Genomic DNA, 26,472 nt, shown 5'->3' with positions numbered 1-26,472 from the left:
TTACTTCAACTTCAATAAGGAAAATCTGCATGCGCAACCGTAACGGGCCACCGTGGCCTCAAAAAAAGCTGCTCCTCTGTCTTGCTCTGGCTTGCACGGCTGCGCACGCAGTCCATGCCGCTGATGCAGACGAAAAACGGGCGCCACAACTGGAAACCATTACGGTTCTAGGTCAGCGCACGCCGGTAGGGCAAATCGGCGAGGACCAGGTTTCATCACTCGTCACCGCCGACGACATGCGCCGCTTTAATCGCAACACCGTGGGCGACGCACTCAACCTGCTATCCGGCGTGGCAATGTCCAATAACTCCCGCAACGAAAAAACCATTTATGTGCGCGGCTTCGATGCACGCCAGGTACCTCTCTTTATTGACGGCATTCCACTCTACGTTCCCTATGATGGCTATGTGGATTTCAACCGCTTTACGACCGCTGACCTGGCCGGCATCCAGGTAGCCAAGGGGTTCAGTTCGGTGTTGTATGGACCCAATGCCCTGGGCGGTGCCATCAACCTGATTTCACGCAAACCCAAAACCCCTTTCGAAGGTGATGCTACGGTGGGTTTTGCTTCGGGCAGCGAACGCCAAACCTCCGTCAACGTGGGCTCCAACCAAGGTAGTTGGTACCTTCAGGCCAGTGCCAGCTATGCGCAGGGTGACTCCTTCCCCCTCTCAGCCGACTTCAAACCCACCGCGACCGAAGACGGAGGCCAGCGCGAGAACGCCTACCACAAGGACAGCAAAGGCTCCTTCAAAGTAGGCATCACCCCCAACGCAACCGACGAATACGCATTGAGCCTGCACAGCCAAAATGGCGTCAAAGGCCAGCCCCCGTCCACCGACCCCGCGTCGGCCCGCTACTGGCAATGGCCGTACTGGAACACCAGTGGCGTCAATTTTCTTTCCAAAACCAAGATCAGCAGCAGCGAGATCTTGAAAGCACGGCTCTACCGCGACACCTACTCCAACGAAACCGATTCTTTCACTAACGCCCGCTACACCACGCTCAAAACCAGCGGTTCGGGCAGCGTCGGCACCGGGCGCAGCCTGTATGACGATGCAGTGGCTGGCCTCTCGGTCGAACTGGAGTCTTTGCGCTGGGCCGCGCACAGCCTGCGCCTGGTCACCCATTACAAGGAAGACCTGCACAACGAATCGGATGCCACGGGTGCCACCAACGTCACCTACAAAGATGCCCTGGCCTCAGTCGGCGCGGAGGACAGCGTTGCCCTGACTCCTGAACTGACGTTAGCGTTGGGAGTGGCCCACCACGAATTGCGCCCCGCAACCGTGTTCAACAGCGCCAACGCCTACAAACTACCCGACAGCAAAGCCGCTACCAACGGACAGGTCGGTATCTATTACGACTATTCATCCAGCGCACGCGTGTACGCCACGCTGGCACAAAAGTCCCATCTGCCCACACTCAAAGACCGTTACTCGCAAAGGCTTGGCAGCTATATCGAAAATCCCAACCTGGCGACCGAGCGATCCGTCAACTACGAAGTGGGCTACCAAGCCACACCTTGGCAGGGTGCAAAGGCACAGGCTGCGGTGTTCTATAGCGACACCGACAACAAGATTCAGTCCGCGTTTGTCGGTGCGACCGGCTCCAGCTGCAGCTCCACGTTCAAATGCCAGATGCAAAACGTGGGAAAAGTGCGCACCAGCGGTATCGAACTCAGCCTGAACGCATTTGTCAGCAGCGCGTTGGAAGTGGGTAGCAATTACACCTACATCAATCTGGAAAACGTCAGCGATCCGACCGTGCGTATCACCGATATTCCGCGTCAAAAATTGACCGCCTACGCCAACTACCGCGCGACCGAATCATTGGAAATTCTCACATCCATTGAATACAACAGCAGCCGTTGGTCATCCAACACCGTAGAGCTGGCGAACTTTACCACGCTCAACCTCACCGGCAACTACCGATTCCGCAAAGACGTCACCGCGCAACTCGGCGTGACCAACCTGACGGATACCAATTACCAACTGTCCGACGGCTTTCCCAACCCCGGTCGGGCATGGTTTGCCAACCTGCGTTACCAGTTCTAAGAACCCCCAACAAGGAATCAACATGACTATGTTTTCAAAGAATATTGCCGTACGAGCGGCTTTGTCGTTCATCACAACGGTCACGCTTTTGCTGTCCGCGCAATCGGCCATAGCGGCCGACGAGATTGTGCTGGCGCAGACCAGCGGCTGCCTTGCCTGCCATCGTGGGCTGGAACAACGGATTGGTCCACCGTTCAAAAAGGTGGCTGAGAAATACGCTGGGCAAAAAGATGCCCAGACCATGTCGCTGCTGGTCGATCACGTCATCAATGGAACGGGCCCGGATGGCGTGGGCTGGATGAAGGACGGCTTGGCCACCCTGCCGTTCATGCCGCCCAACAGCAACGTAACGCCCAAAGATGCGAACAAGCTGCTCCGATGGGTCCTGGCCACCACCGGCGAGATTGCCAACCCGACCGAATTTGTGACCGAGAGCGTTGCCATTTCGGGCGCCGTGGAACATCCACTGAAATTGAGTGTGGATGACCTGCGGAAATTCCCGCCCAAAAAGGTCGGTGAAGTTCCGATGGTGTGCCAATCGGGCGCCAACCTCGGTCAACTCGAACACCTCAAAGGCGTGCTGCTGCGGGACATTCTGGAGAAGGCTGTCGTCGTGTCACACAACCACAACGATGTCAAGAAAATGGCCATCATTGCCACTGCCAGCGATGGCTACAAAGTCGTGTTCTCGTGGACCGAGGTATTCAATTCGCCCATGGGTGACGGCGTTATCGTATTTTTCGAGAAAGACGGTAAGGCGCTGGGCGACGACGAGGGCCGCATCGCCATGGTTTCAACCAAAGATACCCGCACTGGACCCCGCCACGTGAAGTGGCTGCAAGGCATCGAAGTGCGCAAAATCGTGGATTAAGTTGTTCATGGAAGCAGCAGAGTCACAAGCCTACCGGCTGATGGTTCGCGCCATCCACGGCACCCTGCGCAACGCGCAAGAAGGTGAGATACCGCTGTTTGCCTGGACACTGGGCCTGACACAACCTGCCTACCAAGCCATGTTGGCGCAGTGTTTGCCCGATCTCACCGAAGTGCCTCTCTCTGCGCAACAGCACGCGGAGCTCGGCCACAACACGCCACCCGACTTTGCCCAGCTTGCCCAACTGCTCTATTCCCACCGCAGCCCCGACGCCGATCCGTTACACGCCGACTGGCTGGCGCGGGCGATTGCAGCCGCCTGTTTCGGCAACCGCCATCTCTGGCAGGACCTGGAGCTAAGTGGTCGTGACGATGTGTCCTTTTTGATGCGTGGCTACTTTGCAAGCTTGCACGAACTCAATGGGCAGTCCCTCAAATGGAAGCATTTTTTGTTCATGGAACTGGGCTTGCAGCGCGGGCAACCCGGCCTGCGTCCGCCTAACTGCGAGCGCTGTGACAATTATTCGCTATGCTTTCCACCCCGACGTGTGGAAAGGTGCATGAAATGAATTCCGTAGACGACAAAGCCATTGCGCTCAGGGGTGCGGTGTGGATGACGGTCGGCGGCGAAAACCTGGGCGGTCACGGCCGAATTGATTTGCTGGCCGGCATTCACGCGACCGGCTCTATCACGCAGGCGGCCAAAGCCATGAAGATGAGCTACAAGGCTGCGTGGGACGCGATTGACGGCATGAACAACCTGGCCGGCGAACCGCTGGTGGAGCGGCTCACCGGTGGCAAAGGCGGTGGTGGCACCCGCCTGACACCACGCGGCCAACAACTGGTCTACAACTTCCGGCTAATTGAGTCGGAACACCGACGCTTCATCGACCAACTCAGCCAGCAGGCCGATGGGGTCACCAACGACTATTTTTTAATCCGGAGAATGACCATGAAAACCAGTGCACGCAATCAATTTTTGGGCACCGTTGCAGCCGTGCAGCGCGGTGCTGTCAATGACGAGATCGATCTGAACATCGTGGGTGGACAAAAGCTGGTGGCCACCGTCACACATGAAAGCGCCGAGGGCCTGGGGCTGCGGGTTGGCGCAGAAGCATTTGCACTCATCAAGGCATCGTCCGTCATCATCGTGACCGAAATGCAAGGCGCCCGGTTCTCGGCCCGCAACCAACTGGCAGGCACGGTGAGCCGTTTGCAAACGGGTGCGGTGAACACCGAGGTGGTGATCGACTTGCCCGGCGGTGGCGCCATAGCGGCAATCATCACCAACGAAAGTGCAACCACGCTGGGCCTGGCTGTCGGTACGGCTGCCACGGCCATTTTCAAGGCATCCAGTGTTATTGTGGGAACACCGGCCTGAGCGCACTGCGGCAAAGTAGTGGGCCACGCCACTAACCTGGAGGGAACATGGGCAACGAATACATATTTTTCGATGAAGCCATCCGCGAACAGTTTGTTCACTTCATTGCCAGTCACAACATCGCTTGCACCGTGCGGCCCGACCCGATGGAGGGATTTATCGTGGAACTGCCTGAGGATTTGGCAGACGACATGGAAGCGGTTATTGAAGACAAGTACGAAGCGTTGCTGGATGCGCAACGGGATCTCGTCAACGCCGCAGAAGAGGAGGATGTTGCGGACGTTATGGGCGTTACCGTCACGCTACCCGATGGCCAACCCTGCCTGGTTCGTTTGCCCGCTGTGTATGGCCGCCGTCTCGTCGAGTTATTTACCTTTGAAGAAATTCACGCGTTGGTGACCCTCATTGCCCACAATGCAAACAACCCGGTTGAGGGGCCACTTTGTCGCAAATGAAGTGGTGGTCATACAACCCTGCCGGTACACACGCACACGCACGTTTCTTTTTTTTCGACGATACGTTACGCTATTATTTAAATAGCGCACAATGCATATTTAACGAGGGCTAGAGGCTGTTTTTACTTAAGCTTTATCGCCAGACGGCTCACCACGCGCAGGCTGTGGCACCTTTTTGAAACGAATGGCCCGGTCCAGTTCGATGGCGTCTTTCTTGACCTGACGTTCTGCATCCATCTTCTGGCCATGGGCCAGCCACTGCGCAAATTCTTCGGGGGTTTCCAGCGTGATGCGCCCCAGACTGGACTGGCGAAAGTCATGGATCACCACCTCGGCCGACTTTTGCAGATTGATCCGGCCACCACTTTGCAGCGCACCGCGTTTGCGGCCAATGGCTTCCAGTAGCTGCTCATCTGTCTGCTCAGCAACGCCGGTGAGCTTGTAGCGCGTCTCCACCTGGGCCGGGTAGTGCTGGCGCAAGGTGTCCAATAACTCCAGCGCCACTTCTTCTTCGTCAAAAGCGTTCTTGCCAATGGCGCCGCTGGCGGCCAGGTTGTAGCCGCTTTTGGCCACGATGATGCGTGGCCATAGCACGCCGGGCGTATCAAACAGGTAAAACGCGTCTTGCAGCACGATGCGCTGCTCGATCTTGGTTACGCCCGCCTCGTCACCGGTCTTGGCAGAGCGCTTGCCCTTGAGGGTGTTGATGAGTGTGGACTTGCCCACGTTGGGGATGCCACAAATCAGCACCCGCATGGGTTTGGCCATACTGGCACCCCGCTTGGGTGCCAAGGCAAAGCAGGCATCAATGAGCGCCTTGGCCGGTGCCGTCATGCTGGCGTCCAGCCCCAGGGCGCGGGTGCCGGGCAAGGCATTGAAATGAGCCAGCCATTCTTGCGTGCGTACGGGGTCGGCCAGGTCCTGCTTGTTGAGCACCTTGAGCGCTGGCTTGCCCGCCGTGAGTTGGGCCAGCATGGGGTTGGCGCTGGAGCCAGGCAAGCGGGCATCCAGCAGTTCGATCACCACATCAATCTCCTTGACGCGCTCTTCAATTGCCTTGCGCGTCAGGTGCATGTGACCGGGGAACCACTGAATTGCCATGCCGTTTTACCTTCTTCTGAACAATTTTTAGACGGCCGCCAGCGCCTGCGCCAAGTCCGCTTGCAGGTCATCAATGTGCTCGATGCCAACCGACAAACGCACCATGTTTTCGCTCACGCCGGCCTTGGCCATTTCTGCGGCATCGAGCTGGCGGTGCGTGGTGGAGGCTGGGTGAGTGGCGAGCGACTTAGCGTCGCCGATGTTCACCAAGCGCGTGAACAAGCCCAGCGCATCGAGGAAGCGCGCGCCAGCGGCCCGTGGGTCGGCATCGCTGCTCTTGAGGCCAAACGAGAGAATGCCCGAGGCCCGGCCACCCATCTGGCGCTGCGCCAGTGCGTGGTCTGGGTGGTCTGGCAAACCGGCATAGCGGACCCACTCCACCTTGGGGTGGCTTTGCAGGAACTTGGCCAGCGCCAGCGTGTTGTCGCAAGTGCGGTCCATGCGCAGTGGCAGGGTTTCAATGCCCTGGAGGGTCAGCCACGAGTTGAACGGCGAAATGGCAGCGCCCATATTACGCAGCGGCACCACGCGGGCACGTCCAATGTAGGCGGCGGCACCCAGCGCCTCGGTGTAAACCACGCCGTGGTAGCTCACGTCGGGCTCGTTCAGGCGCTTAAAGCGCGCCTTGTGCTCGGCCCAGGGGAACTTGCCGCTGTCGACAATGATGCCGCCAATGCTGTTGCCGTGGCCGTTCATGTACTTGGTGAGTGCGTGCACCACGATGTCAGCACCGTGCTCGATGGGGCGGCACAGGTAGGGGCTGGGCACGGTGTTGTCCACGATGAGCGGAACGCCATGGTCGTGCGCCACTTTGGCCAGCGCCGCGATGTCGGTCACGTTGCCCAATGGGTTGCCGATGGATTCGCAGAACACGGCTTTGGTGCGTGCATCCATCAGCTTGGCGAAGCTGGCTGGATCGCGCGGGTCGGCAAAGCGCACTTCAATGCCTTGCTGCGGGAAGGTGTGGGCAAACAGGTTGTAGGTGCCACCGTACAGTGTGCTGGCCGAGATGATGTTGTCGCCCGCTTCGGCAATGGTCTGGATGGCTGCCGTAATGGCCGCCATGCCAGATGCCATGGCCAACGCCGCTACGCCGCCTTCAAGCGCCGCAACACGCTTTTCCAGCACGTCGGTGGTCGGATTCATGATGCGGGTGTAGATATTGCCGGCGACCTTCAAATCGAACAGGTCCGCACCATGCTGTGCGCTGTCAAAGGCGTAGGCCGTGGTCTGGTACAGCGGTACGGCGGCAGACTTGGTGGTGGGATCGGGCGTGTAACCGGCGTGAACGGCGAGTGTTTCCAATTTCATGAGCAAAAAATCCTTGGATGCGGTGAAAAGAATGGCCCCATAACGGCTATTTGACGCAGTCGCAACGGGACTGGGTGATTGTCGACCAGTTTGCAAGCATCCCCACGCCTAGACAGGCTTCCCTAGGAAAACACCCGGAATTAAGGTGTGCGCACTAGGACTTACCCGCAGAATTCAGCCCAGCAAAGCGTTTTTCAATATTTTTTATCAGGAGCATTTACATGGCTAACCAAAAACTCGCAACCGTCACCAACGAACTGATCGAATCCTACGGCAACACCGCCAAGAACGTGATCAACGCCTACCGCGTCGGCAACGAGCGCGCTGTGGTGTTCATGGACCAGGCATTTGTCAGCGCCATCGGCAAGACAGGTACCCGGTTGAGCGCCAAGACCCGCCACAACGCCGTTGCTGCTGAGAAGAAGCTCACTGGCTACTACGCCAAGGGCGTTGAGTTGACATCCGACAATGCCGACCTGATGGTCAACAAGGCCGTCGAACTGGCTGGCAAGGGCTTGGTGCAAGTTGCCGCCAATGCAGGCCGCTTTGAAAAGTCCATCGGCGTGACCACCCTGAGCACACTGGCCACCGCCGCTGTGCCCGCTGCTAAAGCCGTAACCAAGGTTGCCGCCCAGATCGAAGCCAAGTCCGGCGTGCTGGCCAGCAAGATTGCAGGCAAGACCGTCAAGGCCAAGGTAGCTACCGCCAAGCGCGCCGTCGCCAAGAAGGTTGTTCGCGCACGCAAGGCTGCGTAAGCCAAACAAGCTGCCACCTCCGGGTGGCATCCAAAAACAAGGGGCTGACCGCCATGCGATCAGCCCCTTTGTCATGCGCAACTGAGATCTGCGCTATCTGTTTGAAAGATCACAAAACCCGCGTCGGCGTCAGATGCTTGGGCGAAAGGTATTCTTCCAGGTACATGTCAAACGGCAGGGTATCAGCGGCCTCGAGACGGCGTTGCGCATCCCAGGACTCTTTCGCCAGCGCTTCAAAGTGATCCTGCACTTCAACGGGAACGGGTGCATCCAGCATGGCCTGGCGAATGGCAACCGACTGGGCACGCGCAAAAGCCACAAACGAGCCATTGAACTCCTCGGTGACTGATCGCAGAACCCGTGCCGACGGCAGGGTGTCGGGGTGCTGCAGGCCCTGCTCTGCAAGCGCTACCGCTGCAGCGTAGTCACTGCAACCATGCGCTGCATCCAATTGGCGGGCAATGGGGCCCAGCTGCTGCACCAATTCCTGGCCCCATTGGGTGAGTGTGACTTGCTTGTCACCGCGTTCGAGCAGCAGGCCGGGTTCACGCCCCCGCTCGGCTGTGCGGTGCTGGTTTTGCGCCAGCGCCGCAATTTCAGCCGGTGTGTCGGGCGGGCTATCAGACAGCAAGCAGTGCAACAGGAACACATCCAGAAAACGCATGGTCTGGGCGTTGATGCCTACCGGCTCGAACGGATCCAGATCCATCAAGCGGACTTCAACATATTCAACGCCCCGCTCGCGCAAAGCATGCAGTGGCCGCTCACCCGGTTGAATGACGCGTTTGGGACGGATAGTGCCGTAAAACTCGTTCTCAATCTGCAACAGGCTGGTGCCCAGTTGGCGGTAGGTACCGTCCGGTCCGCGCACGCCAATGGCCTCGTACGCGGGATAGGGCCGGGTCAGTGCTTCCTCCAACGAAGCACCGTAACCTTGCAGGCTGTTGTAACTGACCGCCAGGGACGCTTGTGCATCACTTTGGTAACCCAGGCGCCCCATACGCAAGGACGTGGCATGGGGCAGGTACATGGTGTGGGCGTTGAGCGACTGCAACTGATGCTGGCGCCCGGCGACAAACGTGGAGCACACAGCGGGCGATGCACCAAACAGGTACAAGAGCAAAAAAGCATGGCGGCGAAAATTGCGGATCAGGCCAAAGTACGCTTCGCTACTCACATCCGGCAACGACCAGTTGTAGTGAATGCCCGAAATGGTCTGCATGCGCCGTCCGTAGCGGTAACCCAGACCCCGGCGGTAAACCGTCTTGGATTGGCCCACATTGGAACTGCCGTATTGCCCCAACGGAATGGCATCGTCCTGCGGCAGCCCGCAGGGCATGCTGGAGACCCACATCATTTCGTCCCCCAACTCGCGCATGGTGAACTGCTGGATGCGCGTCAATTCATCCACACAGGCTTGTGCATCAGGGTGCACGCCGGTGATGAGTTCCAACTGCGACTCACTGAAGTCGGTGGTGATGTAGGGGTGCGTCAGGGCCGAACCCAAACCGTGCGGATGAGGAGTGGTCGCCAGCATGCCCGTGGAAAGGGTGCGCAAGCTTTCTTTTTCCACACCACGGCGAATACCGCGCAGACGCGAAGGCGTCAACGCTTCAGGCGTCAGGGGATGTGCAGAGGGTCCAGAATACATTTGTATGCGATTCAATTTCAGTGGGGCGCACAGTACCACACCGCATAAGAAACGGACTTGGTCAGGGTTAAGTTCTCCCGCAATCCCGTCTGGTGAAATGCCCTTGCAGCCGTTGTACTACTGCAGGGTCAGCCCATACTCAGGCCAGTTTGGCGGTGACATGCGTCACCTCGTGCGTGCCCTGTGCCGAGCCATTGGGTGGCACCATTTCACCGGCGCGGTCACGCACCTTGTCCAGTTGGGCGGCCAGTCGTTCGGGTGCGTCACTGTCCAGCCCAATCCAGTCGCCCTGTGTCAGTGTGATGTTGGCACTCTCCACGTGGCCGGCACCGGCACACAAAATGGTGCGTGTGGGCGCGTCTTGCGACACCAGCAACAACATGGCCGGTGCTACCGCCTTGGGACTCAGTGCGTCCAGCACGGCCTGGGGCATCAGGCCCTCGGTCATGCGGGTGGCAGCCGTTGGCGCCAGGGAGTTGACGCGAATGTCGTATTTGGCGCCTTCCAGCGCCAGCGATTGCATGAAGCCCACCAAGGCCAGCTTGGCTGCACCATAGTTGGTCTGGCCAAAATTGCCATACAGCCCGGTGCTGGAGGTTGTCATCAAGATGCGGCCGTATTTCTGTTCCATCATGTGCGGCCACACAGCCTTGGAGCAATGCACAGCGCCCATCAAATGCACATCCAGCACCAGGCGGAAGTCGGTCAAGTCCATCTTGGCAAAGGTCTTGTCGCGCAGAATGCCTGCGTTATTGACCAAAATGTCGACCCGACCCCAGGTGTCCATGGCCTGTTGCACCATGGCTTGCACGGCCTCCCAGTCGGTCACCGAAGCCCCATTCGCAATGGCCTCGCCACCGGCCGCGCGGATTTCTGCCACCACCGACTCGGCTGCCGACAAGGAATGACCCGAGCCGTCGCGGGCACCACCCAGATCATTGACTACCACTTTGGCGCCACGTGCTGCCAGCAACAAGGCATGTTCGCGACCCAAACCACCGCCAGCACCCGTCACAATGGCAACCCGGCCCTTGAAATCCAAGCTCATACACATCATTCCTGCAAAATAAGACTGACACACCACAGCTGCGGTGAATCCGCACTGCCCTTCAACAGCTACTGTAATTCACATGACAAGCCATTTCCCTGACAAACGTCAAGACGGAGACACCCCGCCCCGCGATGCAGCCACTATCGTAATGCTGCGCGACACACCCCGCGGGCTGGAGGTCTTCTTGGTCAAACGCCACGGGCTGTCCGATGTACTGGGAGGTGCTTATGTGTTTCCGGGTGGCAAGCTGGACCCCAGTGACTCCTTACTGGACCCACAGACCCACTTGGATCAAGATCCAAATCGGTTGCATGCCGCCTTGGGTGAGGCACAGTTGGATGTACGTACCGCTGCCGGTCTGTATGTGGCGGCGCTGCGCGAAGCGTTTGAAGAGTCACGTGTGCTGTTCTCGCAAGACGTGGACACCGCCCGTGCCGCCCTGCAGCAAAGTGCGGAAAAACCATTCAACCAGATGCTTGTCGACCTGCACGTGCGCCTGCAAACGCGCCACGTACTGCCCTGGAGCCGCTGGATCACGCCGCGCAAGTCATTGGTCAGCAGCAAGCGGTTTGACACCCGCTTCTTTGTGGCCGCCGTGCCGCATGCTCAAGAAGCCACCCACGACAACCACGAAGCCACTGAAAGCGTCTGGTTACCACCCCGCGTCGCGCTGGAACAGTACTGGAACCGCCAGATTGAACTGGCACCCCCGCAAATCATGAGCCTGGCGCACCTGGCGCGCCACACCAGTGTGGACAGCGTCATGGAGGCAGCGCGAATCACGCCCCCGCCACTCATCTTGCCGGAAGCCTTTGACGAGGACGGCACCCCTGGGCTGTGCTACCCCGGCGACCCAGCGCACTCAGTGGCACAACGGGCAATGCCGGGGCAGACCCGACTGCTTTACCGAAACAATCACTTTGAACCGGCCGGCGGGTTTGAAACCTTGTTCGACTGATTCTGCTTAAGAGACGTTACGGTCAGCCTCTGCCCAGCGCTGTCATGCTAGGACGTATCGGACGCTTGCGTTGTATCTGCGCGGATCAGCAAATCCTGGGCCATTCCCGCCGACATGGACACGATGGCGGGCCCAATAAACAGGCCTACGGGCCCGAGCACCTGAAGTCCGCCAATGAGACCCAGCAGAATAAGAAAGGGATTCACCTTGACGGAATTGCTGATCAGACTGGGTTTGATGATGTTTTCAAAAACAACCCAGACCAAAAGCAGGTCCAAAGACATGGTTGCGGCATACCCCACCTGCCCTTCAAGGTAAAGATAGAGGATGCCGGGAATGATGAGTGCCGGCATCACCAGCGGAATGACACCCAGCAAGCCGGCGGCCAGCCCAAGCAAAAGCCCCGACTTGACACCGGCAAGGACCAGTGGAATGGCCAGCAATGCGCCCTCAACCAGTCCGATAAGAATGACACCGTTGATGGTGCCACGCAGTGCTGCCACTCCACGGTTCACGATTCCCACGCTTTTCTCGCTAAACCAATGCGTCAGGGTTGCTGCGTAGTGGTCTCTGACGTAGGCACCATTTTTGAGCATGAAATACAGTGACACGAGCATGCACAACGCAGACACCAGTGCTGAAGACACCTGCAGTGCCGCAGACGAAAGCCATGTACCCAATTGCTTATTGCTAAGTAGATTGAGTGTTTCCAATGGTCCTGAACTGTGAGCAACATACTCCTCCCATAGTGCATCTACTTTGGTTGCAAAGGGAAGATGCTCCACGAACGCAGGAACGGGAATGATGCCTTCCTGATTTTTGGTCATGAACAATGTGCCAGCACGGTAAAGGTCGACCAGGTCATAAACCACATAGGCCAGTGGCAACAAAAACACAATCAGGAACATCGCAGAGAACAAAAGCGCCGGGTTTCGCAGGCGACGTGCAAAGCGACGGTTCAACTGGTCAAACAAGGGCCACAACGAAATCGCAAACACAGCGCCCCAAACGATACCTGGAACAAACGCCCTGAGCATCCAGGCAGTCAGGAGAAGAAAGGCAACGGCGAATGCCAAATAGCGGTTGTTCATATGCAAACTATTGTCGCCCTGTCATGTCATGGCGCAATTGGAATGTGAACTTCATTGCGTCGCAGGAACCACAGCGTCCATGGAGGGTTGTAGCGCGCCAGAGCGGAAGGGCCCACTGCGCGCAATGCGTGTTCAGCCATGAAGCCGTTGAGCTCTGCGGTTCTGAGGATCACATCATCTTCATGCGCCATTCCAGAGAACATGACCACGGCGTAGCGCGCCGATGGCAGCTCCAACAGTTTCACTCTGGGGTCGTTCGGCGTTGGCAAAGTGTTCAAGGTGAAGGCAGCCGGCATGATGAATCGAACCGTCCAGGCCCCGGTACTTCCGGGCAGAGCCGACTGAATCACCGGTGCGGTCATGGCAATGGTCTCACTGCCTGGCTTTGACTGCACTACAGGCGCCGTCATGGAAATGCTTTGTCGACGTGTGTTGCCACCAAAGATATAGCCCGCCAGCAGCTTGAATCCGGCACTGGAAGCTTCATCGCGCGTGCCGGTCACGCTGACCTCGGCCGCCACCAGCGCGGGGTAGCTGCGGACTTCAAATGCCCCCTCTTTCAGGCTGGCGGTAAATACTGGTTCTTCAGTTGCCATTGCGGGTTCTCCCCAGAACATGAATAGTAAGATTGCGCTGAAACAAAAAGTCTGCTTGATTTTCATTGGATGAAATTCCTGTAGGCGGAACCGCCATCATGCAGGAAACGCGCTTGCCGTGTCTGTCCAATGGCGCACCCAGTGTAGAGGCGTCAACGTGAGGGATTGTGGCGTTTTAGCAATGCAAACACCCATCTGCCACCAACGATTTGTGGGCGAATTGAAAATAAATCCTTAAGAAAATGAACTTGGCGTACCATTCACCCCTTATTGCCAAGCAATGTGCAATATGTGGTCTACGGTGAATGTCAGTCTCGCGTCTGCTCAAAGTCTTTATTGGTTTGCTGTTTTCGGGTATGGACTCCATCGTTTTTTTGGGTTATTTTTAGGAGTCCTTTCATGGGCAATAAACTTTACGTGGGCAACCTGCCCTATTCTTTTCGTGACGAAGATTTGCAACAGCATTTCGGAGCTCACGGCACCGTCACCAGCGCAAAAGTCATGATGGACCGCGACACGGGTCGCTCCAAGGGCTTTGGCTTTGTTGAAATGGGCGATGATGCGCAAGCACAAACCGCCATTAATGCAATGAATGGTCAACAATTCGATGGCCGTGCACTCACTGTGAACGAAGCCAAGCCGATGGAAGCACGTCCTCCCCGCTCAGGCGGTGGTGGCTACGGTGGCGGTGGCGGTGGCCGCTCAGGTGGCGGTGGCTACGGCGGTGGCTACGGCGGTGGCGGTGGTGGTGGTGGCTACGGCGGTGGACGTAGCAGCTACTAATTAGCACGCTGGGTTTATCCCAAAAATAGAGGCACTTCGGTGCCTTTATTTGTTTTTACTCACGCTTGGACCCCGCTGACACTCATCGACCGAGCGACGCAGCCCCAATGCCATTGGCTCATGCCCCAGCCACAACCTTCCGTAGAATCGCCCGGCCCATATCCTTCCCCAGATGCGCCAGCATCGCCCACCACGGGCTCAAGGTTGTTTGTGGCGACTCCCCTGCCGCCATCAACTCGATTTGCCGGTAGTACCAACCGGCCTGGCATAGGTTGTTGAGTGAGCGCCAGGTGTTGGAAGGGCTGTTGGGGCCCCAGTAGCCACGGCCCAGCACCAACTGATCCTCCGACACCGGAAGGCGGTCCATCTGATCGGCCAACATACGCGCCGGGAAATCAGGCTCCAGACAGAAGGGTCGAGCCAGGCCGATCATGTCGGTGTGGCCGGCCGCCAGCGCAGCCTCCATACCGGGCAGAGTGCGAAAGCCCCCGGTCACCATGATGGGCATCCGCGCTACGGCCTTGATGGACTTGGCATATTCAAGAAACATGGCCTCGCGTTCGCGCGTGCTGTCGCGCACTTCGCTGGCATTTTGCGGCCTGAAGAACTCCAGCTGTTCGTAAGTGCCTCCGGACACTTCCAGCAGGTCAATGCCAGCGTCGTTGAGCCACTGCACCACCTGCACGCTCTCGTCCAGCGTGAAACCCCCTTTTACGAAATCGGATGAATTGAGCTTGACCGAGATCGGGTAATGCAGGCCGACGCGCTCGCGTACCGCGCGCACCACATCCAGCAGTAGCCTGGCCCGGTTGGCCAATGAGCCACCCCATTGGTCCTGGCGCTGGTTAGTGCGGCCCGACAAGAATTGCGACAACAAATAGCCGTGTGCGGCATGCACCTGTACACCGTCAAATCCCGCCTGTTGCAGCAATGCGGCGGTGGTCGCAAAGCGCTGGACGATGTCGACGATGTCGGCCTCTGTAGCGACGCGTGGCCGACCAAAGTTGCCCACCATGTCCAACTGCACTTCGGACGGCGCCAGCGGTGTCAGGTTGACCAGACGCGGGCACTGGCGGCCCGGGTGGCTGATCTGCGCCCACAACTCGCTACCCGCCTGGTGAACGGTCTGCGCCCAGGCGCGCAGTTGCGACAGGCCGGAATCGTCTTCCACCACGACGTTGCCAGAGCGCTCCAGATACCGCCGGTCAATCATGATATTGCCCGTGAGCAAAATGGCCGCCCCGCCGCGGGCCCAGGTGGTGTACAGGCGCTGGTGCGCGGGCGTGGGTTGATCGCGCACGTCGGCCAGGCCTTCGGTCATGGCGGCCTTGCACAGGCGGTTGGCAACGGTGTGGCCACAGGGCAATATGAGAGATTGTTCAATCATCAGCTGAGTTCTCGTGAAATATGGTTTTGTCGCTTCCAAAACGATAGCACGTCTGGGCGACGGATGTGCTGGAAGTATGTCAACCCGGTTTGGTTCAAACTGCCTCCCCTCGTCCTGCCGGTAGCCTATGACAAGACCAGAATCGCGGCACCCATGGTGCGCAAATCCTACCGGAGGGCCTGCAGGGCAACCGCAAACCCGCGTTGCGCGGCAAGGAGGAGTTTGTGCAGGTAAGCTGGGAGGTGGCATTAGGCCTGTCGGCCAAGGCGATCCTCCACACGATTGAAAAGCACGGCAATGAAGCGGTGTTCAGCAGCTCCTACGGCGGCTGTTCGATGACCACAGGCGACTACTCGGGCGGGGCGGCGCGGCGCAAATCATCATGCCGTATGTGATTGGCGACATGGAGGTGTATTCGGCTCAAACCACATGGGAGCAGGTGCGCGACAACACCGAGGTGTTGCCAGGGCCCACGCGACCCTGGAATGTTCAATGAAACGCAATGCAGAGGCGTCACCCATAGCATGTTCCCGCGCGTGGGCCTGAACGATGACGAACGCAAAGAAGTAATCCACGCCCCAGCATCGGCAGCGCAGCATCTCTGTTTTCCACTTTTTTTTAGAAATAGTGCCTATAGCCCTCGTCGAATATACGTAATGCGCTATTTATTTAATAGCGTCATGCATCACCAACCACTGCCGTACCAAGACAGGGTCGTGCAGAGTGCGCAGGGCGTCGTAGGCCTCTTGTGCCTGCGGGTAGCGCTGGCGCATAAAGTTGAGCCATTGTTTTAGCCGCCCGGCCTGCTGGCGGCGCTCAAGCCTAGCCACCACCAACTCCCAGAATGCGCCCATCAAAGGCAGCACGTCCTCCCACGGCACCACAGGCTCGGTGCGCAGCGGCTCGTGCGTACCGGCGTCCATCTGACGAATGGCCCGTGCTAACCCAGGGTCTGCCACCATTCCGCGCCCAAGCATGAGGTGCTCGCAGCCCGAAGCCTGCCGGCAGCGGCGCGCATCGTCCACGGTCCAGATTTCACCGTTGGCAACCACCGGGATGTTGACCGCAAGCCGGATGTCGTTGACGCGTTCCCAATACGCAGGCGGGCGGTAGGCATCGGCCTTGGTGCGTGCATGCACCACCAGTTCCTCGGCGCCGCCATCAGCCAGGGCTTGGGCGCATTCCACTGCGCGCGAGTCGTCATTGAAGCCCAGGCGCATCTTGGCTGATACCGGCATGTGGGCGGGCACAGCCCGGCGCACGGCGCTGACAATGCTGTGCAATTGCTCTGGGTGCTGCAGCAGCATGGCGCCGCCTCCGTGGCGGTTAACCACTTTGGCGGGGCAGCCAAAGTTCAGGTCAATGCCATGTGGCCCCAACGCGGCCAGGCAAGCGGCGTTCTCGGCCATGCTCACGGGGTCAGAGCCCAACAATTGCGCGCGCACCGGCACGCCCGAAAGCGTGCATCCGCCGTTAGCCAGCTCGGGCATGATGCGCAAAAACGTACGCTCGTTCAGCAGCGAGTGGGTAACGCGGATGAATTCTGAGACACATCGGTCCACCCCACCTGCACGGGTGAGAATGTCACGCAGTACAAAGTCGAGCAACCCTTCCATGGGCGCGAGGTAGATGCGATGTGGCACGAAAAATCACGTTTCAATTGGAGAGGCAATTACTCTGGCTCGGGTGCAGTCCCGCCGATGCCTACAAACGCAAGGCACCAGCGCGACGCACCAAGTCCAGGATAAGGCCAAAAAATACGACCGCCCATGCGACCAGCGCGATATACAAAAAGGTGGGCGGCAAGAATCCGAGAAAATTAAACCCCATCGCTTCGCTCATCCGGTGCGTACTCACCGCATACATGCCGAGCGGGAAAACCGCGCCCCAGTAAAGCGGATCGTATTTCAGTGGGAACCGCTTGTACACATGGCGCCAAAGCGCCAGTATGACCAGCATGGGAATCCACCAGGTGCCGGTGGCCCAATAAAAGATGGTGAACCCCTTGATAAATGGCAGCAGCGAAGTCAAGAAAGGCGCATCGGGCACGTTGATGATGAGCAATGAACCGGCCAGGGTGGAAATTGCCATGGCGCCCATGTTGATCCAGTACGGTGGCGACAGATCGCCCGGAGACAGTGGAAAGAACGTGTAGCGGTAGAAGATGAGCGACATCATCCAGATGTACAGCATGCCACCCCACAGCCACATGGAGAGCGCGAGAAAGTTCAACTCCAGCTTTCCAGGTTGGGTCACGTGGGCCGCAAGCAGCGCGCTGAGAACCGCAATGGATTGTGTGGCCACAACGGCAAGCAGCCAGGCTCCACTAATTCCCTTGTCCAGGGTGGGCTTGTGTTCCTTGACCGTGAAGCCGGTAAAGATCGTATAGGTCAGCCCAATCCACAGCACAAGCCCAACCACCCAGAGCGTCGTGCCGGTGCGATAGTCTGCCGTCAGCAGCACGAATTGCCCGCCCAGGATGCAGGTACCCGCCACAACGGTGAAAAAACCGGGGCCACGCAGATGATCGATCATGTCGCCAAAGAAACGGCGTGGATACCGAACCATGCGCAGCACAGTCAAAACCCAGAGCACGGCGTAGAAAACGATATTGAGTTGGAACAACGCCTTCGCCAACAGCGGCATATCCAGCAGGTGCGAAGCGAGCGAAACAATGCCCGTCGCCATGACCATACCGAAATACGCGGGCGATAGCCCTGCCAGCTGGTCGAACCTATCTGTCACAAATTAGATCCTCTCTTTGCGCCGGCTTTGCGTCACAGCAGGCATACGCCGAATGCGCGCCCTCACCGCGACGCTCTAGCCGAAATGGACTGGAGAACCTTGCAAGTCAAACGGAATAAACGCACCGATATCGCCCTGCTTGATCGCTTCAACCATTCGCTGTAGAGGAACTTCAGCATCGGCACTGGAAGGAGGCTTAGCCAAGGTTCCCGACATGGCTGCCGCAAATACCATGCCCCACTGTTGATCAAACTGGCTGGCTTCACTGACCAGAGCAGAAAAGGAATCCAGTTCAGATGGGCTCTTGTCGACGCACATAAGCGGAACCAGCGCACCACCTTGGCCGGCTTCAAAGCGCGCAAGCTGCTCTGGCGTGCTATCTGCAGGTAATTCGATGCCTGCGAAAACAAAAAGCAAACGTTGCGGCAACTGCTGCTGACGTGCCATGGTCAGCAGATCGTCAAAACTGGAAATATTCATGGTGAATTCAGTCTAAGTTGCTCGGCTATCGGTTGGCGCCAACACAGCAAATCCTTGCTTATTGAACCAACGGCGAATTGGCAGCATCCAGATTGACACCTTCCACCGTAGCCTCGCCAACGAGGATGGTCATATATTGGTACAGCGCCTTGGCACGTGACTGCAGTGAAAGTTGTGCTGCAATCCGTTCGCGCACTTCAGCGTATTCCTTTTGCACACCAACACGACGGTCCAAGACGTCAATGATATGAAAACCAAACCGCGTATGCACCAGGCGTGGATGCAATCCCATGCCCCACAAACCATTTTGTTTGTGAAACAACTCCGCACTCAATTCAGACACGCAGCTCTGTGGACCAATCCAGCCCAAATCACCACCCTCTTTTCCTGTGGGGCAATTGGATAACTCAGCCGCTAGTTGCGTAAAGCGATCAGAGGGAACATTCTTGCCTGACAACTCCAACAACACTTTTTCAGCATAGCCTGACAGTGCTTGCACGTTTACGCCAGGCGTAACCGCGAACAAAATGTGTCGCAAATGCAGTTCTTGGCCGACTACGAATTTGCCCTTATTCGCGTCAAAGTAGCGCTGACATTCTTCTTCCGTTGGCTCAGGAATATGGATGGACTGATCCACCATGGCCTCAACAATTTCGCGTTCTGCATCGGTTAGTGGGTTAGCAACATTGCCAACCTGAGGCGGCAACAAACCTAACGTGATGGCTTGCTGGCGCAAAATTTCCGAGTAGGCTAACTCACGAAGGGTGTTTGCATCGTGCGCCTCACCCAATTCATGCAAGGCAATTCCGTTAATGCGGGGCACCGAAGCTTCGACCGCCGAGGTTTCTGGAGCGCATTGACACGAGCTGCCCCCGCATTCCGTACTTGTAGCGTGTGTATCCATGAAATAGGCCTTTCAGTTACGGCGCTGACTGAGCGGCGTGGTAGGGGTCATTCCCAAGCGCCGACTAAGCACCAGTTGGTAAGGACGAACCAAGTAGGCGGCAGTCCCGAAACCACTCCACACATGGACTAAGCGGGTGAACGGGAAGATAAGAAAAATTGACATGCCCAGGAACATGTGCATTTTGAAAACCACACTTGCACCAACCAACAAATTGGGAGCTCCAGCCTGGAAGGTCATGATGCTCTGGGCCCAACCAGCCAACCGCACCATCATGCTGCCATCAAGGTGCTGTGCCGACAAGGGAATGGTGGCCAGACCCAGCGCGAGTTGCAGCCACAGCAGCACCAACAAAACGATGTCACTGGTTTTGGAATTGGCGCGAATGCGTTCATCGAACAGTCGACGATGCAGCAAAAGCGTGACACCAATAAACCCAAACACGCCAAACAAGCCGCCCGACACCATGGCCATCAGCTGCTTGTTACCCGCGCTAATGAAAGGTTCGTATAGAAAGTGTGGCGTCAACATGCCAACGGTGTGACCGAAAAACAAGAACAAAACACCTACGTGAAACAAGTTGCTGCCCCAACGCAGCTGGCCCGTGCGCAACAACTGGGATGAATCGCTCTTCCAGGTGTACTGGTCGCGATCAAAGCGCACCAGGCTGCCCAGCAGAAACACACTCAGGCAGATGTAGGGGTAGATACCGAAGAGAAAATTATCGAGGGGATTCATGTTCTTACTCCTTGCTCAGCAGGTACTTTGCGGACAAAGTGAATGGGGTGTTCATCACCCGGTTTGGATTGGCCTTTGGTGCTGCAGCCGTCAAAGGCCATGGGTTCAACCCAGGCTTCGTCCATGGCTTCGTCAGCGACCACGGGCACGGCCTGTACTTTTTGCCCAGCCAGCTCAAGCACTGCTGCCACCAAGGTGGCATAGGGGCTTTCGCGTTTGAGCAGCGCACTGAAGATGGCGGTCAGGATGTGCTCCATCTCCCCGAGAAAATCGGCTGCCAGTTTGGGCGGCTGCGTAGAGGCAAACTCCAGCACCACACACAAATGGTCAGGCAGTTCTTCCGGTCCCATCAGCAGTCCGGCCTTCTCATACGTCTGCGCCAAATCCACCATGGCAGGGCCGCGGTCGCGCGAGTCGCCGTGTACATGCTCAAACAGATGCAGTGATGTGGCGCGGCCCCGGTCAAACGTTTCCACGTAGCGTGATTCAACTTCCATGGGGTCCAGGCGCGCCAGCTCCGCAGCCAAGGCCTTGATCTCCAGGCGACGCCCCGCAGGCACTGCACCTTCGGATTCAATGGCTTCCACCAACTGCGGCAAACTGGCCCGCAAATTGGCATCGGGGTAGCCGAGTAGCAGCGCCAAGGCCCGCAGGGAATACTTGTTGTCTTTCATCGCATTCCCCTTTTTCAGACCATAGACTTGATCGGAATGGTGCGCGCCTTGCTGCCACCAAACAGGCTGGTCTCAGAGGCTCCGTCAGAGCAACCATTGCCGAACGAGAAACCACAACCGCCGCGCAGATCAAAGGCGTTTTCAGCGTACTCACGGTGCGATGTTGGAATAACAAAGCGGTCTTCGTAGTTGGCGATGGCCATGATCTGGTACATCTCTTCCACCTCGGCGACTGTCAGCCCGGTTTGCTCCAGCACGGCCAGATTCTGTACGTTATCCACATGCTTGCTGCGCTGATAGGCGCGCATTGCCAGCATGCGCTCTAGTGCATTCACCACGGGTCCGGTATCACCGGCAGTGAGCAAATTGGCCAGGTACTGGACCGGAATGCGCAACTGCGAAATATCAGGGATTTCGCCATTGGCGCCGATGTGGCCGGCATTCGCTGCCGAGTTGATAGGTGACAAAGGTGGCACATACCAAACCATGGGCAGCGTGCGGTACTCTGGGTGCAGGGGCAAGGCGACTTTCCACTCCACGGCCATCTTGTAGACCGGGCTGTTACGGGCACCGGCCATCCAAGCATCGGGGATGCCGTCGATGCGGGCTTGCTTGATCACCTCAGGGTCGTGAGGATTCAAGAAAATATCGAGTTGGGCCTGGTACAGGTCTTTCTCATTTTCCACGCTGGCGGCTTCCTGGATGCGGTCTGCGTCATACAAGACCACGCCTAGGTAGCGGATACGGCCCACACAGGTTTCGGAGCAAACAGTGGGTTGACCTGCTTCGATACGCGGGTAGCAGAAAATGCACTTTTCGGCCTTGCCCGATTTCCAGTTGAAGTAAATCTTCTTGTAAGGGCAACCCGAGACGCACATGCGCCAGCCACGGCATTTATCCTGGTCGATCAGCACAATGCCGTCGTCTTCACGTTTGTAGATCGAGCCCGAAGGACAGGACGCCACGCAGGCGGGATTCAGGCAATGCTCGCACAGGCGCGGCAGGTACATCATGAAGGTGTTTTCAAACTGACCCATCATGTCTTTCTGAACCTGGTCAAAACCTTTCAGATTCGCATCCTTGCTGCGCTTGGCGAATTCGCCACCCAAAATTTCTTCCCAATTCGGGCCCCATTCAATTTTCTCCATACGCTTGCCGGTGATCAGGCTGCGCGGACGGGCTGTCGGAGGTGCCTTCGACTCCTTGGCCGACTGAAGGTGGTCGTAGTCGTAGGTAAACGGCTCGTAGTAGTCGTCAATAGCCGGCATATTCGGATTGGAGAAGATGCGCATGAGCAACTTCCATTTGCCGCCTTGCTTGGGCTCGATCGAGCCGTTGGCCTTGCGAACCCAGCCACCATTCCACTTGTCCTGGTTTTCCCAGTCCTTGGGGTAGCCAATCCCGGGTTTGGTTTCGACGTTGTTGAACCAGGCGTATTCCATGCCGGGACGACTTGTCCAAACGTTTTTACAGGTGACGGAACAGGTGTGGCATCCAATGCACTTGTCCAGGTTCAGCACCATGGCGATTTGAGCGCGAATTTTCATAAATTTCTCCAATCAGTTGAGGACAGAGCTGACGGTCTGTCCCGCAAAGTCTCAGCTTTGAATGGTGGGTGCGGCTTCACCATCGAGCCAGTCAATCTTGCGCATCTTGCGCACCACCACAAACTCGTCGCGGTTGGTGCCCACGGTGCCGTAGTAGTTGAAGCCGTAGCTGAACTGGGCGTAGCCGCCAATCATGTGCGTGGGCTTGGTCACAATGCGGGTCACCGAGTTGTGAATACCACCACGGGTTCCAGTGATTTCGGCACCGGGGGTGTTGATAATCTTCTCTTGGGCGTGGTACATCATCACCATGCCGGGCTTCACGCGCTGGCTCACCACCGCACGGGCCGCTATGGCGCCGTTGGAGTTGAACAACTCGATCCAGTCGTTGTCCACAATGCCGGCCTCTTTGGCGTCGTCTTCACTCATCCATACGCACGGGCCGCCACGGCTCAGGGTGAGCATGATCAGGTTGTCGGTGTAGGTCGAGTGAATTCCCCACTTCTGGTGTGGCGTGATGAAGTTCAAAGACACTTCCTTGTTGCCATTGGGCTTGCGGTCCTTGATACCTTCCACAGTCTTCAAGTCCACCGGTGGGCGGTAGCTGGTGAAGCCTTCGCCAAAAGCTGTCATCCACGGATGATCCAGGTAGAAGTGCTGACGCCCAGTGAGGGTGCGCCATGGGATCAATTCATGCACGTTGGTGTAGCCGGCGTTGTACGACACGGTTTCACTCTCGATGCCACTCCAGGTCGGCGAGCTGATGATCTTGCGCGGCTGGGCCTGAATGTCGCGGAACCGAATTTTCTCGTCTTCGCGGTGAATCGCCAAATGCGTGTGATCACGCCCCGTGATCTTGGACAGCGCGTCCCAAGCTTTGACAGCCACATGGCCATTGGTCTCTGGGGCCAATTGCAAAATCACTTCGGCTGCATCAATATCGGTGACGATTTTGGCCATGCCTTGAGTCACGCCTTCGGTGTGGACTTTGCCGTTCAGGCTCTGCAGCTGTTTGACTTCAGTTTTGGTATCCCAGCCAATTCCTTTGCCACCGTTGCCAGCTTTTTCCATCAGCGGACCCAGTGCGGTAAAGCGGGCAAAGGTATTGGGGTAATCGCGTTCGATCACTGCAATGGTGGGCGCTGTCTTGCCGGGGATCAGGTCACACTCACCTTTCTTCCACTCTTTCACGTCAAACGCTTGCGCCAGTTCAGACGGTGTGTCGTGCATCAACGGGGTCAGCACCACCTCTTTTTCGACACCCAGGTGACCGACGCACACTTTACTGAATGCTTCGGCAAAACCTTTGTAGATCTCCCAGTCCGAGCGCGATTGCCACGCAGGGTCCACTGCCGTGGACAGTGGGTGGATGAAGGGGTGCATGTCACTGGTGTTGAGATCGTTCTTCTCGTACCAGGTGGCGGTCGGCAACACGATGTCGGAGTACAGGCAGGTCGTGCTCATGCGGAAGTCCAGCGTGACCAGCAGGTCCAGCTTTCCCTCAGGCGCCTTGTCATGCCATTGCACTTCGGTCGGCTTCGCTTCTTCCGCACCCAGGTCTTTACCTTGAACGCCGTTGGTGGTGCCCAAGAGGTGCTTCAAGAAGTACTCATGGCCCTTGCCGCTGGAGCCCAGCAGGTTGGAGCGCCACACCAGCATGTTGCGCGGCCAGTTGGCGGAGTGGTCAGGGTCTTCGCAACTCATCTTCAAGCTGCCGTCTTTGAGCGACTTGACCACATAGTCTTTGGTGTCCATACCCGCAGCGGTCGCATCCTTCACCACTTGCATGGGGTTGGATTGCAACTGGGGGGCGCTGGGCAACCAGCCCATGCGTTCGGCACGCACGTTGTAGTCAATCAGGCTGCCACCAAACTTGGCCTTATCGGCCAGCGGTGAGAGGATTTCTTCGACGCCCAACTTCTCGTAACGCCATTGGTCGGTGTGGGCGTAGAAGAAACTGGTGCCGTTCATCTGCCGGGGTGGGCGCACCCAGTCCAGCGCAAACGCGAGTGCCGTCCAACCGGTTTGGGGACGCAATTTTTCTTGCCCGACATAGTGGGCCCAGCCGCCACCGCTTTGGCCGATACAGCCGCACATCATCAGCATATTGATGATGCCGCGGTAGTTCATGTCCGAGTGGTACCAGTGGTTCATGGCAGCACCAATGATGACCATGGACTTGCCACGCGTCTTGTCAGCGTTGTCGGCAAACTGGCGCGCCACTGCGATCACCTGGTCACGCTTGACACCTGTTATTTTCTCTTGCCACGCGGGGGTATAAGGCGTGTTGTCATCAAAACTGGTGGCAGCGTTTTCGCCAGGGATGCCACGGGCTACACCATAGTTAGCAACCGTCAAGTCAAACACGGTGGCAATCAACACCTCGCGCCCTTGCCCGTCCGTACCGAGCTTGATGCGGCGCACGGGGACCTTGCGCACCAGCACGCCATCATTACCTGCACCTTGTTCGTTGGCGGTGAAATTGGGGGTATTGATACCACCGAAGTAAGGGAAGCCCACTTCGCCGATTTCATAGTCCGCTGCGCCGCCGTTGACAGACGCTTCCATCATGCTCAGCTTGAGCTTGACGTCGCCGTTGTCACGTGCTTCCTTGTTTTCCAGATTCCACTTGCCCATGTCTGCACGGCCTTCCGCACCCCAGCGGAAACCGATCGAGCCATTGGGCAGAACGATCTTGTCGTTTTCGTCGATAGCGACGGTTTTCCACTCAGGGTTGTTGGTCTGGTCGAGGTGGCCATTGAAGTCGCTGGCACGAACGTAATGGCCGGGCACCATGACCTTGCGGCCGTCTGGCAATGTGCGCTCGTCGAGCTGCACCAGGTTGGGCATGTCGGTGTAGCGGCGGACATAGTCGTCAAAGTAAGCGCTGCGCTTGTCAAAGTAAAATTCTTTGAGGATGACGTGGCCCATGGCCATGGCAACTGCAGCGTCCGTCCCCTGCTTGGGGTGCATCCACAGGTCGGCGAGCTTGGCAACTTCAGAGTAATCGGGCGTGATGGCAACCGTCTTGGCACCTTTGTAGCGCACCTCGGTAAAGAAGTGGGCATCTGGCGTGCGGGTCTGGGGCACGTTGGAGCCCCAGGCGATGATGAAATTAGAGTTGTACCAGTCGGCCGACTCGGGCACGTCGGTCTGCTCGCCCCACACCTGCGGGCTGCTCGGAGGCAAATCGCAATACCAGTCGTAGAAGCTCAGTGGCACACCGCCGATGAGCGACAGGTAGCGGCTACCGGCTGCATAGCTGACCATGGACATGGCGGGAATGGGCGAAAACCCAACGATTCGGTCGGGGCCGTATTTCTTGGCGGTGTAGACGTTGGCACTGGCAATCAGCTGGTTGACTTCGTCCCAGGTGCTGCGTACAAAGCCGCCCAAGCCACGCTGCTTCTGCCATTCGCTGCGGGCACTTTGGTTTTCAACGACTGCCGCCCAGGCATCCACCGGACTCTTGGCAACGGCCAGCGCTGCGCGCCAATGTTCCAGTAAACGGCCACGTACCATGGGGTACTTGACGCGGTTGGCGCTGTAAAGATACCAGCTGTAGCTGGCGCCGCGTGCGCAGCCACGCGGCTCGTGGTTGGGCAGATCATCGCGGGTGCGCGGGTAGTCGGTCTGCTGGGTTTCCCAAGTGACGATGCCACCTTTAACGTAAATCTTCCACGAGCAAGAACCGGTGCAGTTCACGCCGTGGGTGGAGCGCACTATCTTGTCGTGGGCCCAACGGTCGCGGTAGGCATCCTCCCACGTACGGTCTTCGCCGGTGGTAACACCATGACCATCGGAAAAACCTTCGCGGGGTGCCGAAAAGTGGCTTAGGCGGTCTAAAAAATGGCTCATGCGAACTCCTCAGAGGAACAATTCAATGACAAATCGAGCGAAATCCCAGGTATTTGTTGCCTGGGTTGCTATAAAAATA

At 57.7% G+C, this 26,472-nt stretch carries 24 protein-coding genes; 9 read left to right on the top strand and 15 right to left on the bottom strand.

Going from position 1 to position 26,472, the window contains the following annotated elements; translation table 11 throughout:
- Positions 1–29: 29 nt before the first annotated feature.
- From IPI80_RS13035 to IPI80_RS13015, 5 genes are read left to right on the top strand one after another with little or no spacing between them, the layout of a single operon-like run.
- Entirely contained in the window at positions 30–2,057 is a 2,028-nt protein-coding gene (locus IPI80_RS13035) for a TonB-dependent receptor plug domain-containing protein (protein ID WP_413860738.1), read from the top strand.
- Positions 2,058–2,079: 22 nt separating this feature from the next.
- Positions 2,080–2,928, top strand: a complete 849-nt coding sequence (locus IPI80_RS13030) for a molybdopterin-dependent oxidoreductase (RefSeq protein WP_413860736.1) — start codon at positions 2,080–2,082, stop codon at positions 2,926–2,928.
- A 7-nt stretch (positions 2,929–2,935) separates the two neighbouring features.
- Positions 2,936–3,496: a nitrogen fixation protein NifQ gene (locus IPI80_RS13025; RefSeq protein ID WP_413860734.1), complete on the top strand. Its 561-nt coding sequence runs from the start codon at positions 2,936–2,938 to the stop codon at positions 3,494–3,496.
- Positions 3,493–4,308, top strand: coding sequence for a TOBE domain-containing protein (locus IPI80_RS13020; protein ID WP_413860732.1), 816 nt, complete (start codon positions 3,493–3,495; stop codon positions 4,306–4,308). The genes IPI80_RS13025 and IPI80_RS13020 overlap by 4 nt, the downstream gene beginning before the upstream one ends.
- 47 nt (positions 4,309–4,355) lie before the next feature.
- On the top strand, positions 4,356–4,763 hold the full coding sequence (locus tag IPI80_RS13015) for a hypothetical protein (protein WP_413860730.1): 408 nt from the start codon (positions 4,356–4,358) through the stop codon (positions 4,761–4,763).
- 126 nt (positions 4,764–4,889) lie between these two features.
- Here the strand turns inward: IPI80_RS13015 and ylqF are convergent, their stop codons facing one another.
- Both ylqF and IPI80_RS13005 read right to left on the bottom strand, forming a co-directional pair.
- Positions 4,890–5,864 carry a ribosome biogenesis GTPase YlqF gene (gene ylqF, locus IPI80_RS13010; RefSeq protein WP_413860728.1) on the bottom strand — a complete coding sequence of 325 codons (975 nt, stop codon included), beginning with the start codon at positions 5,862–5,864 and terminating at the stop codon, positions 4,890–4,892.
- A 27-nt stretch (positions 5,865–5,891) separates the two neighbouring features.
- A complete protein-coding gene (locus tag IPI80_RS13005; RefSeq protein WP_413860726.1) occupies positions 5,892–7,175 on the bottom strand; it encodes an O-acetylhomoserine aminocarboxypropyltransferase/cysteine synthase family protein in 1,284 nt (427 codons plus the stop codon).
- Between the two features lie 221 nt (positions 7,176–7,396).
- On the opposite strand from IPI80_RS13005, the gene IPI80_RS13000 reads away from it, so the two are divergent.
- Complete coding sequence (locus tag IPI80_RS13000; protein ID WP_413860724.1) at positions 7,397–7,930, top strand: hypothetical protein; 534 nt, start codon at positions 7,397–7,399, stop codon at positions 7,928–7,930.
- Between the two features lie 109 nt (positions 7,931–8,039).
- On the opposite strand, the gene gshA is transcribed toward IPI80_RS13000, so the two are convergent.
- Together gshA and IPI80_RS12990 are read right to left on the bottom strand one after the other, a co-directional pair.
- Positions 8,040–9,581: a glutamate--cysteine ligase gene (gene gshA, locus IPI80_RS12995; RefSeq protein ID WP_413860722.1), complete on the bottom strand. Its 1,542-nt coding sequence runs from the start codon at positions 9,579–9,581 to the stop codon at positions 8,040–8,042.
- Positions 9,582–9,720: 139 nt separating this feature from the next.
- The gene (locus IPI80_RS12990; RefSeq protein ID WP_413860720.1) at positions 9,721–10,629 is read right to left on the bottom strand and encodes an SDR family oxidoreductase; all 909 of its coding nucleotides are present in this window, start codon (positions 10,627–10,629) and stop codon (positions 9,721–9,723) included.
- Positions 10,630–10,711: 82 nt separating this feature from the next.
- Between IPI80_RS12990 and IPI80_RS12985 the strand changes: the two genes are divergently transcribed.
- Entirely contained in the window at positions 10,712–11,590 is an 879-nt protein-coding gene (locus IPI80_RS12985) for an NUDIX hydrolase (protein WP_413860718.1), read from the top strand.
- Between the two features lie 47 nt (positions 11,591–11,637).
- Here the strand turns inward: IPI80_RS12985 and IPI80_RS12980 are convergent, their stop codons facing one another.
- Both IPI80_RS12980 and IPI80_RS12975 read right to left on the bottom strand, forming a co-directional pair.
- Positions 11,638–12,681, bottom strand: coding sequence for an AI-2E family transporter (locus IPI80_RS12980; RefSeq protein WP_413860716.1), 1,044 nt, complete (start codon positions 12,679–12,681; stop codon positions 11,638–11,640).
- 26 nt (positions 12,682–12,707) lie between these two features.
- Positions 12,708–13,277 (bottom strand): SOUL family heme-binding protein, encoded by a 570-nt coding sequence (locus IPI80_RS12975; protein WP_413860714.1) that lies wholly within the window; start codon positions 13,275–13,277, stop codon positions 12,708–12,710.
- A 399-nt stretch (positions 13,278–13,676) separates the two neighbouring features.
- Between IPI80_RS12975 and IPI80_RS12970 the strand changes: the two genes are divergently transcribed.
- Positions 13,677–14,060, top strand: a complete 384-nt coding sequence (locus IPI80_RS12970; protein WP_413860712.1) for an RNA recognition motif domain-containing protein — start codon at positions 13,677–13,679, stop codon at positions 14,058–14,060.
- 118 nt (positions 14,061–14,178) lie between these two features.
- On the opposite strand, the gene IPI80_RS12965 is transcribed toward IPI80_RS12970, so the two are convergent.
- Entirely contained in the window at positions 14,179–15,447 is a 1,269-nt protein-coding gene (locus tag IPI80_RS12965; RefSeq protein WP_413860710.1) for an NADH:flavin oxidoreductase/NADH oxidase family protein, read from the bottom strand.
- Positions 15,448–15,650: 203 nt separating this feature from the next.
- Between IPI80_RS12965 and IPI80_RS12960 the strand changes: the two genes are divergently transcribed.
- Positions 15,651–15,842: a molybdopterin-dependent oxidoreductase gene (locus IPI80_RS12960; protein WP_413860708.1), complete on the top strand. Its 192-nt coding sequence runs from the start codon at positions 15,651–15,653 to the stop codon at positions 15,840–15,842.
- A 270-nt stretch (positions 15,843–16,112) separates the two neighbouring features.
- On the opposite strand, the gene IPI80_RS12955 is transcribed toward IPI80_RS12960, so the two are convergent.
- The 8 genes from IPI80_RS12955 to IPI80_RS12920 form a co-directional block, all read right to left on the bottom strand.
- Positions 16,113–17,063 carry a tRNA dihydrouridine synthase gene (locus IPI80_RS12955; protein WP_413860832.1) on the bottom strand — a complete coding sequence of 317 codons (951 nt, stop codon included), beginning with the start codon at positions 17,061–17,063 and terminating at the stop codon, positions 16,113–16,115.
- Positions 17,064–17,151: 88 nt separating this feature from the next.
- Positions 17,152–18,192: a tellurite resistance/C4-dicarboxylate transporter family protein gene (locus IPI80_RS12950; protein WP_413860706.1), complete on the bottom strand. Its 1,041-nt coding sequence runs from the start codon at positions 18,190–18,192 to the stop codon at positions 17,152–17,154.
- Between the two features lie 75 nt (positions 18,193–18,267).
- A complete protein-coding gene (locus IPI80_RS12945; protein ID WP_413860704.1) occupies positions 18,268–18,672 on the bottom strand; it encodes a ribonucleotide reductase subunit alpha in 405 nt (134 codons plus the stop codon).
- Positions 18,673–18,730: 58 nt separating this feature from the next.
- Complete coding sequence (locus IPI80_RS12940) at positions 18,731–19,576, bottom strand: peptidylprolyl isomerase (protein WP_413860702.1); 846 nt, start codon at positions 19,574–19,576, stop codon at positions 18,731–18,733.
- Between the two features lie 12 nt (positions 19,577–19,588).
- Positions 19,589–20,314: a respiratory nitrate reductase subunit gamma gene (gene narI, locus IPI80_RS12935; protein ID WP_413860700.1), complete on the bottom strand. Its 726-nt coding sequence runs from the start codon at positions 20,312–20,314 to the stop codon at positions 19,589–19,591.
- Positions 20,311–20,988 (bottom strand): nitrate reductase molybdenum cofactor assembly chaperone, encoded by a 678-nt coding sequence (gene narJ, locus IPI80_RS12930; RefSeq protein ID WP_413860698.1) that lies wholly within the window; start codon positions 20,986–20,988, stop codon positions 20,311–20,313. The genes narI and narJ overlap by 4 nt, the downstream gene beginning before the upstream one ends.
- Before the next feature lie 14 nt (positions 20,989–21,002).
- The gene (narH, locus tag IPI80_RS12925) at positions 21,003–22,535 is read right to left on the bottom strand and encodes a nitrate reductase subunit beta (RefSeq protein WP_413860696.1); all 1,533 of its coding nucleotides are present in this window, start codon (positions 22,533–22,535) and stop codon (positions 21,003–21,005) included.
- Positions 22,536–22,586: 51 nt separating this feature from the next.
- Positions 22,587–26,393 carry a nitrate reductase subunit alpha gene (locus tag IPI80_RS12920; protein ID WP_413860694.1) on the bottom strand — a complete coding sequence of 1,269 codons (3,807 nt, stop codon included), beginning with the start codon at positions 26,391–26,393 and terminating at the stop codon, positions 22,587–22,589.
- Positions 26,394–26,472 lie beyond the last annotated feature (79 nt).

Source organism: Candidatus Aalborgicola defluviihabitans, from assembly GCF_016705985.1.
Taxonomy (GTDB): Bacteria; Pseudomonadota; Gammaproteobacteria; order Burkholderiales; family Burkholderiaceae_C; genus Allorhodoferax; species Allorhodoferax defluviihabitans.
The sequence above is the reverse complement of the archived record's forward strand: the minus strand, read 5'-3'. Positions and strand labels throughout refer to the sequence as shown.